The 12,895-nt window shown below is 37.8% G+C and carries 9 protein-coding genes; 1 reads left to right on the plus strand and 8 read right to left on the minus strand.

Annotation, left to right across the window (positions count from 1 at the left end; genetic code table 11):
- Positions 1-4: 4 nt before the first annotated feature.
- From HT696_RS07935 to HT696_RS07965, 7 genes are all read right to left on the minus strand, one after another.
- Positions 5-838 carry a carbohydrate ABC transporter permease gene (locus tag HT696_RS07935; protein WP_000730468.1) on the minus strand — a complete coding sequence of 278 codons (834 nt, stop codon included), beginning with the start codon at positions 836-838 and terminating at the stop codon, positions 5-7.
- Positions 838-1,722, minus strand: a complete 885-nt coding sequence (locus HT696_RS07940; protein ID WP_050073359.1) for a sugar ABC transporter permease — start codon at positions 1,720-1,722, stop codon at positions 838-840. Before HT696_RS07940 ends, HT696_RS07935 begins: the two co-directional genes overlap by 1 nt.
- A gap of 78 nt (positions 1,723-1,800) precedes the next feature.
- Entirely contained in the window at positions 1,801-3,138 is a 1,338-nt protein-coding gene (locus tag HT696_RS07945) for a sugar ABC transporter substrate-binding protein (RefSeq protein WP_173282485.1), read from the minus strand.
- Positions 3,139-3,156: 18 nt separating this feature from the next.
- Complete coding sequence (locus HT696_RS07950) at positions 3,157-3,609, minus strand: YhcH/YjgK/YiaL family protein (protein WP_173282484.1); 453 nt, start codon at positions 3,607-3,609, stop codon at positions 3,157-3,159.
- A 995-nt stretch (positions 3,610-4,604) separates the two neighbouring features.
- The gene (locus tag HT696_RS07955; RefSeq protein ID WP_173218885.1) at positions 4,605-5,504 is read right to left on the minus strand and encodes an Rpn family recombination-promoting nuclease/putative transposase; all 900 of its coding nucleotides are present in this window, start codon (positions 5,502-5,504) and stop codon (positions 4,605-4,607) included.
- A 1,063-nt stretch (positions 5,505-6,567) separates the two neighbouring features.
- A complete protein-coding gene (locus tag HT696_RS07960) occupies positions 6,568-9,882 on the minus strand; it encodes a sialidase domain-containing protein (RefSeq protein WP_173253168.1) in 3,315 nt (1,104 codons plus the stop codon).
- Positions 9,883-10,169: 287 nt separating this feature from the next.
- Positions 10,170-10,397 (minus strand): hypothetical protein, encoded by a 228-nt coding sequence (locus HT696_RS07965; RefSeq protein ID WP_000576348.1) that lies wholly within the window; start codon positions 10,395-10,397, stop codon positions 10,170-10,172.
- A 293-nt stretch (positions 10,398-10,690) separates the two neighbouring features.
- On the opposite strand from HT696_RS07965, the gene HT696_RS10780 reads away from it, so the two are divergent.
- The gene (locus tag HT696_RS10780) at positions 10,691-10,873 is read left to right on the plus strand and encodes a hypothetical protein (protein ID WP_240150255.1); all 183 of its coding nucleotides are present in this window, start codon (positions 10,691-10,693) and stop codon (positions 10,871-10,873) included.
- Between the two features lie 86 nt (positions 10,874-10,959).
- Here the strand turns inward: HT696_RS10780 and HT696_RS07975 are convergent, their stop codons facing one another.
- Positions 10,960-11,940 carry an acetylxylan esterase gene (locus HT696_RS07975; protein WP_173219755.1) on the minus strand — a complete coding sequence of 327 codons (981 nt, stop codon included), beginning with the start codon at positions 11,938-11,940 and terminating at the stop codon, positions 10,960-10,962.
- Positions 11,941-12,895 lie beyond the last annotated feature (955 nt).

Genomic DNA, 12,895 nt, shown 5'->3' on the forward strand with positions numbered 1-12,895 from the left:
AGTATTACTTCACAGATCCTTCTGATAATCCACTGGCAATCTTATTTTGGATGATAGAGAAGAAAATGATTGATGGAAGAACTACAATAACAGATGCTGCCATCATATCTCCCCAGTCTAGTATTTCTGAACCATTAAGTGAACGAAGGGCTACTGCTACTGTCATCTTTCCTGTATTGTTAATCAAAATCAAAGCATACAAGAATTCATTCCAAGCATTGATAAATGTATAAATAGCTGTTGCTACAATACCTGGTGCTACAATCGGTAGTACAACTTTATAAAAAGTAACAAATTTATTTGCACCATCAATTCTAGCTGCTTCTTCAATTCCAATTGGAACTGTTTGGAAAAATCCAACTAAGAGCCAAACTGCATATGGAACACTAAAAGATAGATAAACCATCATCAAGCCAAATAAACTATTTGTTAACCCAACTTTAGCAATGGCAATTGAATAGGGAATTGCTAGCAAAATTGGTGGGAAAATGTAGGTAATGACGAGTAGTCTCGACATGATTGCTCCCAATTTAGGGAAGAATCGAACAATACCATAGGCTGCCATAGCAGAAATAATAATCGCAATAACAGTTGTAGCTAAGGCAATGATTAAACTGTTTCGAATGTTATCAATAAAGTGCAAATCATTGATAACATGAGTGAAATAATCTAATGTAAATTGTTCTGGCCAAAATCGTGTTGGATACTGAGTTAATTCCCCTTTCCCCTTGACAGACGATATGATAATCCATACCAATGGGAAAATTGCAACAATGGTCGCACCAATCAAGAGTACATGTGAGAGAATATCTAAATAAATACTGGATTTCTTCTTCATTATTTTCTACCCTCCTTTTCCCACTTACTGATGATAGCAAAGTAGATAAAGCAAATCGCCACCAAGAAGATAAAGAGCAATACTGTAACTGCTGAAGCACGACCCAACAATTTAGTTCCCCAACCTAGGTTGTAAGCAAAAATTGGAAGCGTCGTTGTAGCATTGGCTGGTCCACCACCAGTAATGAGGTAGATAATGTCAAAGTTATTAAAGATCCATACAGTTCTCAAAACAACTAGAAGTCCTACAACCACTTTAATATGTGGAAAGACGATAAACTTGAACACCTGCCAACTTGAAGCACCATCTATCTTAGCAGCCTCAAATTGTTCTTCGGGTACTGTTTGCAAAGCTGAAAGCACATTGACCATAATCATCGGCGCTCCAAACCAAATGTTGATAAACACCAAACATAGGAATGCCCATGTACTATCTGTCAAAAATGCAGGTGTATGATCCATTAAACCTAATTTTACGATTAGATTAGGTAAGTAGCCATAAACCCCGTTTAGAATCCACTGCCAAGAAAAGGCAATAACGATGGTAGGAAATGCCCAAGGAACAATCAATAAGGTCCTATATAATTTCTTGAAGTGGCGTACTCTGTGAAGAGCTAAAGCCAATACAAACCCTACTAAAACTTGACCAACTAATGAGAAAATGGTCCACTTAATTGAATTAAAGAACGCATTAAAGAAGTTGGGATCTGATAGCACAGCTTTATAGTTAGCTAAACCAACAAATTTGTAATTGGGCATAATCAAATGCTTATTGGTAAAGCTATAAAAAATACTCGAGAAAAACGGATAAACAAAGAGTAATCCTACGATAATCATAGCTGGCAAAACAAATATCCAGCGAGTTAAATTACGTTCTTTAACCATTCTCCTTCTCCCTTCTTTTACAAGATTGGGCTAGGGCTTTTCAGCTCACTAGCCCACCTATTTTCTAGTCTTTTACATCTACTGAACAGCCTCAAATAAATCGTTTAATTGTTTTTCTGCTTCTTTTGCTGCTTTCATAGGATCTGTTCCATTTGTAATGATATCTTGGAACATTTGTTCAATAATGTGTTGGTTAGTCAACATACCAGCTTGTACACTTGGTCCATTTTCATAACCAATAGCAGTACCTTTTTTAACAGCTTCAGTAATTACTTCTTCAGCATGTTTAAATTTCTTACGAGTTTCATTTTCTTTATAGGCTGCAGAATCGCTAATCCCCTTAATAGTTGGCAACATACCTACTGGAGTTGAATCAAGGAATTTAACGTAGTCTTCTTCATTATAAAGTGATTCTAAGAATGCTTTAGCAACTTCTGGATGTTTTGAATTTTTCCAAACAACCATTGGAATGTTTGAGGTCTCAATTCCTTGGTCTTTATCAGATTCTTTGATTTTTGGAATAGGATAAGCATCAATCGAATCAATCAGTTGAGGACTGTTGGCATTGATGCCTCCAATATGGAAGCCAGAGTTAAAGTCAAATGCTGTTTTTCCTTGATAGAACAAGGTAGCTTGTTGAAGGACATTAAAGTTCAAAGAATCTTGAGGTGAAATTTCTTTATACATTTTAACCCAGTATTTAATACCATCTTGAGCAAGTTGACTTGTCAAATCTGCTTTAAGATCTTTTGTTAAGAGGCTTCCTCCACCACTACGTACGTAGAAGTTCAAGAAGCGTGTTGCCATTAAGTCATTTGTTCCGAACGGAACAGACAAGCCATAAACTCCAGCTTCTTTCAATTTTTTAGAAGCTTCATAGAGTTGATCCCAAGTTTTAGGAACCTCAATATTATGTTCTTTTAACAAATCTGTTCTAACCCACATAACTTGTGCATGTGAATAAAGAGGAACAGAGTAGTAATCATCTCCGATTTTTGCTTCATTTAAGGCAGTTTCGTTAAATTTATCCTGTCCAATACGCTTGATAGAATCATTTAGCGGAACCAAAGCATCTGAGTTGACCATTTCCATTACTTGGTTAGGAAGAGCTGTACTGATATCTGGCACATTCCCATTTGCTAAACCTGTAGTCCATTTAGTATAGAAGTCATTCCAAGAGAATGTTTCAATCTTGATTTTCGTTTTTGGATGCTTTTGCATGAAAGCATCTGCTGATTTTTGAATACTTTCTAAACGCGGTCCTTGAGTAAAGGAGTGCCACATTGTAATCTCACCAGATAATTCTGTCGGTGGTTCAGTGTCAGCTGTATTTTCTTTCTTTCCTGAACAAGCTACCAAGGCAACGGCTGCTAGCGCAATTCCGGCTAGACATAAAAACTTTCTCATTTTTTTCATGGTTCTTCCCTTTCTACATTAAGAAATCGCAACTTTAAAGACAACTTTTTTCACAGGTTCATCATTTATACGAACCTTGGGTTGATGTAAATCTTCTGGAAAAGTGATGAGACATTCGCCAGCTCTCAAATGAACCAACTGTTCCACTTTCCCTGTGTATAATTCAATATCCTTCTCTTCATCATACTCTTGGGTAACGCTTACATTTTCCGGCGACGTAACAGCCATGCCTTCTTCGTTTTCCAAAACTAAATGAATATCCAAATATTTTTGGTGTGTTTCAAAGAAATCCCCTGCTTGACCATCTGCTAGATAAGTAAAGCAATTCCCAAACAATCGATCACCATCGATAGCAATCGAACCTTCTGTTAAATTTTCTAGTCTTGTTTTTTCTAGAAAATCTATCAATGTTGCAAAATGTGGATTTACTCCCACATAAGTTCCTAAACGGCTAATTTTTGTAATAATCATCTCTTCTAACCTCCTTTCGCAATCTCTTTTTCCTATCCAAGTTCCTCATTCTTCTGTCTAGCATTTTCTACTAGAAGGACATAAAAACACTACTCTCTAGCCTATACTCTTTGAAAATCTCTTCAAACCACAGTCGCTTCACCTTGGATTATATAGGTCAGTCTTATCTACAACCTCAAAGCGGTGTTTTGGGCAATCTGCTACTAGCTTGCTAGTTTCTTCTTTGATTTTCATTCAGTATCTCCTCAATCTTCACAAGGAGGTCTGATTTTTCTAGCGACAAACAGAATAAATAAGTTAGTTCAATTAGCTACCTTCCTTATAGATAAAATTGATATTCATAAAGGAAGTCGCCCTTTATTTTTGCAAAAGATACTAGTATGAATTTATTTGGGGACTTGAATTTATAAGCTGGTCACTTCGTTTTTCTAAAATAATTCTAATCTATTATTCTAGCACTAATAGACTCTTTGGCTAAATCTCCTTTCTACATCTCGTTTCACCAAGAACTTTTAAGAGAGAAATACTCTAAATTAGTTTTGTTACCGTTTTCAATTAGAGTATACTTTTTTTTTTTTAGTATTTCAAGCCTTTTTCTAATTTGGAATTTAGTTTCAAATCTTTTTAACTATATCAACTACATTAAAAGTACTTTCAAAAATAAGTAGATTTCTTGCAAGACCTGTTTCGAGTGGACAAGATAAAAAAACAAGAAAGTCAATTTTAGGAGAAAACAAGGTTAATAGTCGCATGATATAATGCAATGATGTAAAAATCGAATAAATTGATTGGAAAATTCAAACTAATTTCTAACAATGATTTAAGAATTGTAGTGTCCTAATATAGATTCAATGCACTATAAAACGCATAGTATCAAGCTTGTTCAATACCTGATACTATGCGTGTTTGTGTTTTTTAAGATTTTGTGCCTAGAGTTTTTTAATTCCAAGAATGCCATCTTAACCAGATGGTTTTCTTGTCTATTATTGCTGATCTTACAACAACGCCTCAAACTCAGATACTGACATACCCAACTGCTGACTGGCAACCTCGGAAGTCAGAAGTCCTTGGCGAACCATATCCAGAAAGGCAAAAAGTTTTCCACGTTCAAGTCCTTCTGCCCGACCTCTCTCCAACCCTTTTTCTTCAGCTTGTTCCAAGGCATAGTCCTGTGCTAACAAGGCTTGTTCTTCTCGCATACGTAGTTGACTAAACATTTTCCTGTCCTCCTCGGACCAGCTCTTGTAGTCCAGCAGTTGATCTGCTTGGCTGATGGCTCGCTCGGGGCGCTGGGTAAAGGGTTTGTTCCCAAAAAACTCCAACCACGGTTTGCGAATGCTATCTTTGCTGGTTTCTCTGTATTTTTTTAATTCCAAGAATGCCATCTTGACTAGATGGTTTGCTTGACCGTTATTTGTGATGGTTAAGACCTCACCTGTCGTATCCTCGCGCATGCTAAAGCTATGAAAAGCTAAGTCATCTTGAAAATAATTACTGTCCACGATAGCGATAGCGTATACTGGTGCGATATGCTTGTAACTCTGGTGGGTATCACCTTCTCGTTGACGAATTTTTTCGAGATTTTGATTGACCTGACTACACAAGTAAGCCCACAGGCGATTGATGAAAAAATTCTGATGATGTACCTGAATCTCAATAATAACTTGTGTCCCATTGTCTAACTCTGCCAAGACGTCTATACTGGTATAGAAATCCTGTGCCGAGTAGGGTAGGGAAGGCAAAACGTGAATATTGCTTCCCTCTAAAATGGTTACATTTTTGGCTGGCAAGTCCAGCATATCGCGAATAAATTGACAAGTGATTTCTGGGTTGCTGAAAATTTTCTTAGCAACCAAGTCATTGGTCGGGCTAATGCCCGGATGTCTTAGAATCATCCTTTTCCTCCTTCTATTATACCATAGTTTTAAATCTAATTTTGCTAGATTCTATGGTTCTATCTATTTATTCGGAAAAGAAGTGAGAAAGTTAAAAACTATTGACCCTAATCACTTGCAAAGAGATATATCTTGCTCATATTATTTATTAAAGACTCTATTTTACAAAAAAGATTACAAAATCAACCGTTTTAGAGAACTCTTACCACTTCCTAGACTATGAATTCTAGTGTTTTTATACTCCTAGCTTTCTCGTCAATATGCCATAAAGCAAGTTCAGTTGATCCATTCCCCGTACTCGTTCACTCTATAGCCGTCTGGTGTTAGCGATACGAAATTTTCCTAAACCTTTTAAATATAAAAACATCTTTTTCCTCACTTTAGTTTCTAATACTTATTTATCCAGATATAATAGCTTACAATCTTTTAAAATCTTCAAATAAGTTATGATTGATCCATACTCTTCAAACTAGGTCAGCCTTGCCGTGTATATGTTACTGACTTCGTCAGTTTCATCTACAACCTCAAAACAGTGTCTTGAGCTGACTTCGTCAGTTTCATCTACAACCTCAAAACAGTGTCTTGAGCTGACTTCGTCAGTTATATCTGCAACCTCAAAACGGTGTTTTGAGCAGGCTACGGCTAACTTCCTAATTTGCTCTTTGATTTTTTGAGTATAAGGACATATTGGATTCTATGTGCTGTATTGTCAACAATACACTCTTCTTGTATATCTACCAATATGATTTACAGAATTTTATTTTACTATAACTTTACCTATATTCCAAGACAAGAAATAAAATAATTAAAAACAAAAACGCATATAACCAATAGCTAGCTATATGCATTTTAACACTTAAAGTGAACTGTTAAGTTGCGACTATTAGTATCCAGTCAGAAATATACAGTTTATTTACGACTAGCAAGTCATTTACCCGGCAATAGGAGCTCATCTAAATTGATTTTTTCTTAGAGTAGAAATTTCTACTAAAACTATCTAAATAAACTTTTAATCTCTATGACGGACAAAACGTGTCTCAGTTATTCATCAACATCCAAGGTTCTAGTAGTTGACCCACTCCCCATTGGAGTTAACTTGATAACCATCTACTATAGTATTAACCGCTAATCTTCCGCTTTCATTAACATAGTACCATTTGTCTCCAACTTGGAACCATTGATTTACCTTCATTGCACCAGATGATTCCTGATAGTACCAATGGTCTCCATCTTTTATCCAACCAGTTGCCATTGAACCATTAGCATTGAGATAGTACCACACACCACTGGATTCAACCCAGCCAGTAGACATTGCTCCGCTCTCACTCAAATAATACCATTGGTTACCATCTCTGACCCAACCAGTTGCCATCGCACCAGTAGAACTCAAGTAGTACCATTTACCCGCTTCCTGATGCCAGCCTTTCACCACTTCACCAGCAGATGTATAAAAATACCACGCACCATTTTCTTGCTTCCAACCAGTCGTTATTGGAACTTTAGTCTCAGTTTTAATAACATCTCCTACATAAGATTGGAGGTAACGAGGAGCAAGAGAAGTAAGAGGAGAGTTTGCTACTATTCTGTCTGAAGGCTCCATAGACACTTGATTCTTCTCTGACTTCCTTTCTGTCATCTCCTCAGATACATTTTCTCTTACTGTATTCATGGTATCGACAGGATTTTCTTTCGCATCTTCAGGAATTCTACTACCAGCTAGTGTAACTGGTAAGTCATGCATACTGTCAATTCTACCGACCAGTAGACCTGTAATTTCTTGACCTGCATCTTCTTTATTAAAGGTGAAAAGTAGAGTTTTTTGATCTGCTTGTGTCAAAAAGGTAGCTTTGTGTCCATTCGCTAAAGTCAAAGTCGGAATAGAATTCACTAGTACCTCAGAATCAAATTGCATAGCTAAGATGCCTTGTTCTGCATCCTCTTCTTCTGTTTCCAATTTACGAACTTCCCTGATAGTTACACTTGTTGGATATACCGGATCTTTTGTTAAAAATTCCCAGTTAAATTTTCTAAATGATAGGGTATAGGCATTTTGTCCTTTTTCAGTATGTTCATACAAGATACCATACTCACCGTTTCCTAATTCTTGAAGCGAATTATAGGCAAACTCTCCTTTTTGAATTGGTCTATGATGTAACCAAGTCAAGTCTCCGTTGTCCTCTACACGAGCCAAATGAGCCATTCCATTCGTCCGTTTAGGTCCTCCTGAATTGGTTAAAATGATGTATTCTTTTCCTTCGTGCATGGTGTGAATAGCAGCCATTTGGACATAAACATCTTTAACCTGATTGTATCTCTTGATTTCCTTGTCCCAAGTTTGCCCACCATCTTTACTTGTGGCAACCTGTAAATAACCCGTTAATCCTCTCATAAAGAGTTTCACATCACCATTATTTAACTGTACAGCAACTGACTCTGTATTTTGGGCAGGACTATTATTCATAGTTGAGGAATGAATTTTCCTTCTGCCTACTGTCCTATCATCATTAACAGCAGCTCCAGCCTGCCATGTTTCTCCATGGTCATCTGAATAAATCAAACGAGAAGACTGAGATCCGCTTAGATGGGAGATAGCGTTGGTGGTATAAGTAGGAACTAGGATACGACCCTTGTGCTCTCCTGTTCTAAGCACAATTCCTGTACCTGGACCTGTTCCTAAAAATTTCATCCAATCTTGGCGAATTGATGGTGTAATATCTCTTGGTTTCGACCAAGTTTTCCCATCATCATCACTATAGGAAAGCCACAAATAGCTCGTATAGGCTACACGAAATGGATTTTTAGCAGATGGAGCAAAGTAGATATTCCCAAGAAGCTCTTCTCCTTTATAGAGGTCACCCTTATCTCTGTAGGCTTCTTCTTTTGGATCCACTACAACGCGATAATCTGTTTTTTGATTATTTGCATCATATACTTCTCCGTTTTCTCGAACAGTATATGCTTGATTTTCCCCTTGTTTATATAGTAATTGATAGTGCTTGTCTCCAACTTGTTGATAAGCTTTTTGAGGTTTGTTTGGCATTCCAAAGACAGCTCGACCCTCTGGAAACATATCGTAGATTGAAAAAATTCTCTTTGTGGTATGATCTTGAACCAAGACCATATCGATATTAAGTGGAGATGGTGCCTGCGGATCTTTTGCTTCTGGATTGTCTCGCAGGTTGGTCAAGGTTAAGGTTGGCTGCCAAGTAGTTCCCCCATCCTCACTTCTCCTAACGACCATAGCAATATCTCCCCAATCAGAATGGTGGAGACGACGCTGATCTGCTCCTGCTAGTAATGTTCCTTTATCCGTACGTAGCAAAGCTGGAATCCGATAACTCTTAATTCCTTCACTATTTGGCTTATCATTGACACCACTCATAAACAACTCTTGCTTTTCTGTCAAGACAGCTCCTTCAGGAAGTGATGGTTCAATATCTGTTACATCAAATAACTGGCTACGTTTTTTGACTTCCTCTGGAGTTAGAGCACGATTGTATACAGTCAGATTACGAATAGACAGATCTGAGCCCCACTTCAGTTCTCCTGCTCTATTAGTTGCACCTAACTGGAGTTTATCCACATCTGGCATGTCTGCCAGGAATTTCCCTGACTTTTTATTCGTACGAGATAATACACCATTCACATAAAGACGAACCTGACCATTTGGACTATCCTTTCTTGGTCTTTCAACAGTAAAAGTAACCGAATTATACTTGCCTGGTCTAATCTTCAAAGGCGCATCTGTATAACTTCCATAAAATTGGCTACCATCAGCTCCACGTCCCTCTATCAAAGCTGTCCCATTATTGATTGCCATTGTAAAGTACTCATTTACTTTAGTTGTACTGGAAGCAGAAAAGAGATTGTAAAAACTAGGACCATCAGCAGCCGGTTTGAACTCCACATGAACAGTTGCATTTTGGAGTCCCTTTACTTTCTCTAATTCATCAGACAAGTCTACTCTTTTTCCATTTGAATCATTCGTCTCTAAGTCATCTTTTTCTATCACTGTTTCGACATTTTCCAAATCTCGTGCATAGTAATCTCTTGGAATTTTTTCTTCTTGCTTATCTTCCCTTTCTTGTTCTTGCTCATTGCCAGAAAGTTCAGTCTCTGAAACAGACTCTACATGCTCTGCAGGAAGAGTTATATTTTCTCCTTCCTCAGAAGGCTGGCTCTTTTCTGTATCAGTTAGGGTTGAGCTCCCCCCCCCCGAAAGTTGAGTTTCATTTGCCAGAGGTTGCTCACTCGCCCCTTCTTGAGCTAAAACAGGAGACGTTCCAAACACCACTGCTCCCACAATCATAGAAACCGCTCCTACCGATAGTTTCCTAATGCTATAACGACACTTACGTTCTTGAACATTCCGATTCATACTGTTCCTCTCTATATCTATATCCCGATTTCTGAAATAAGACATTTACTCCAGAAAATGCACTTAGTTTGTCTTTTCTTAACTTTCTTTTACTACAGTTCATTTAAATGACAAAAATGAACTAAACAAACTATCTCAAATTGGTGCCAAATTTCCCCTCTCCTTTCTCCAATCAGACTCCTGCCAATCTAGTTTATCTACCAGGACACCGCTGCAATTAAACTAAAATATCTCTTTATAAGCAAATGATGGACATCAGCTTATGCTATTTACACCATACTTCCTGCTCAATCCTTATCGAACACTTTTTCAAATAGCTTTTCATAAGCATAAATACTTGTAGAAATAATGGGAAATATAATCAAGCTCACAATCAGAATCTTATCCAGCTTAAAGGGGACAATCCCAAATAAGTGAAGAAATAAATCAATCAGAAAACTGTCGAAAAAAACTGTCAAAAGTAGTTCAATTTGTCTTTTTCTCTGCTTTTTTGTCTTGAATGCCTTAAATATCATATTATTCCCCTTTTCTAAGCTTCAATCCCTTCTCTCTATCTGTCATTTCGCATAGCTGCTACTATTTTTACAGCAATCTATCTTTAAATATACATAAAGATAAGATTCTATCACTTTTTATAAGTGTTAGCAAATTTATTATACCTCATTTTTAAAACGCTTTCAATACAGTGTGATATAATAGATTTTAGTTTCAAGAAACTCTTTTATATAATAATCTCCTTGAAAGTAGTTTCAGCTGAACATTTATAGTCCATAAAAAGAAAACAGAGATTCATCTGTTTTTATACTCAATGAAAATCAAAGACCAAGCTAGGAAGCTAGCCGCAGGTTGCTCAAAACACTGTTTTGAGGTTGTAGATGAAGCTGACGAAGTCAGCTCAAAACACGTTTTTGAGGTTGTAGATGAAGCTGACGAAGTCAGTAACCATACGCACAGCGAGGCGAAGCTGACGTGGTTTGAAGAGATTTTCTAAGAGTATGAATTTCAAAGTATATATGAACTAGAATATTTGCTGACTAGACTCTATACAAAAAGAGAGCTACTAGGCTCTCTCATTCATCACTTCACATACTTAAAAGGAATTTCACTACCACAAAGCCAGTTGTAGACTTGGTCATTGACAAATACATTCATGGCTTCGTGGGCATACTCAGGCATGATGCGATAGGCTTTATCGCAGGTCAGACGGTTGTAAATCGCAAACTGGGTAATAGGATAGCAAACATCATCGTCCAAGCCCGTAATCATCTTAACCTCACCCTTGATACGATGGGCAAGATTTTTCACATCGATATAGGCCAGGGTCGCCATGATTTCCTCCTCTGTTTCATGGAAGGGGTCGTGAAACTTGAAATAACGGAAAAGTTCGTCGTAAGCTTCGCTAGTATTACCAATCTCAAGCACTCGTCTGAAGTCTGACAAGAAGGGATAGATGGCAACTGTTTTCTGAATTCGAGGATTGAGCGCTGCTGCAACCAAGGCCAAAGCCCCTCCTTGTGAGGCACCATAGCTAGAAAGACGCTTCTCATCAACCTGAGACAGACTAGCAACAATTTCGACCAACTGGTAAATATCCAGATAAACATCCTTATAAAAGAGGTGATCCCGACCTTCCACAGCACCACGGATGATATGCCCCTTAACCGTATTTCCTAGAGGAGAACGCAAGCCGTCTTGTGAGTAACCTGACTGACCTCGAACATCCATGGAAACAACACCGTAACCAGCCACGGTGAAGGCTAGCATGTCGGCCCAGTCCCAGCCACGTCCCATATAACCATGGAAATGGAAGATTAGCGGAACCTTCTTCTCACTCTTTGGAAGAACGACGCGTGCATAGACCTTGCCTTCCTTGCTTCCTTCAAATGTTAACTCATAGCACTTGACTTGAGGAATGTGGAAATCTCTTTCCTCCAAGTGGTAGTATGGAAGAGTTGAGACTTTTTTCACTTCCTCATCCCAGAAAGCATCAAAGTCCTCTGGAACCTCATCCCTTCCTAGATAAGTCTTCATTTCTTCTAACAAAGTTGGATTTTTCATAGCATGCTCCTTTTGTTTTGTAATCGCTACCACAACTGTAGCATATCTATGTAATCAATGCAAGAAAGAAGGGTAAATAGAAAGTGCATTTAGCTTTTCCTCCTTCAAGCCTATTGACTGAAAGTAGTTTTAGAAACGAAAAAAGAGCAGTTCCGCTCTTCTTCTCCTATTCAAGCTTATTTTGTTGCTTCTTTCTTTTGAAAAGTGCTTGGGTAATTTACTTTAATCGTTACTGTCATGTGAGAGTCCTCGCTTCTTTTTGATGACTCTAGTATAAGGGCCAAACCTGAAAGCTAGCTTAAGATTTCCTTAGAGAAAGCTTAATCTAAATGTTCTTTCTTTTCCAGATGAAGGGCAATCATGCGCCACTCCGGATCCTCTTGCCAAGCTTCTGTGTACATAGTATGGCTAACGAAAAAAGAGCAGTTACTCTCTTCTTCCTTTATTCAATCTTAGTTTGTTGCTTCTTTCTTTTGGAAAGTAGTTTGGTAATTTACTTTAATCGTTACGGTCATGTGAGAGTCCTCGTTTCTTTTTGATGACTCTAGTATAAGGGGCAAACCTGAAAGCTAGCTTAAGTTTTCCTTAGAGAAAGCTTAATCTAGGTGTTCTTTCTTCTTCAGATGAAGGGCAATCATGCGCCATTCTGGATCTTCTTGCCAAGCTTCTGTGTAACGAAAAAAGAGCATTTCGCTCTTTCTTCTTCTATTCAATCTTAGTTTGTTGCTTCTTTCTTTTGGAAAGTGGTTTGGTAATTTACTTTAATCGTTACTGTCATATGAGAGTCCTCGTTTCTTTTTGATGACTCTAGTATAAGGGCCAAACCTGAAAGCTAGCTTAAGATTTCCTTATAGAAAGCTTATACTCAATGAAAATCAAAGAGCAAACTAGGAAACTAGCCGCAGGCTGTACTTGAGTACGGCAAGGCGAAGTTAACGTGGTTTGAATTTGATTT

The sequence above is a fragment of the Streptococcus sp. 9903 genome, from assembly GCF_013276625.1.
Lineage (GTDB): Bacteria > Bacillota > Bacilli > Lactobacillales > Streptococcaceae > Streptococcus.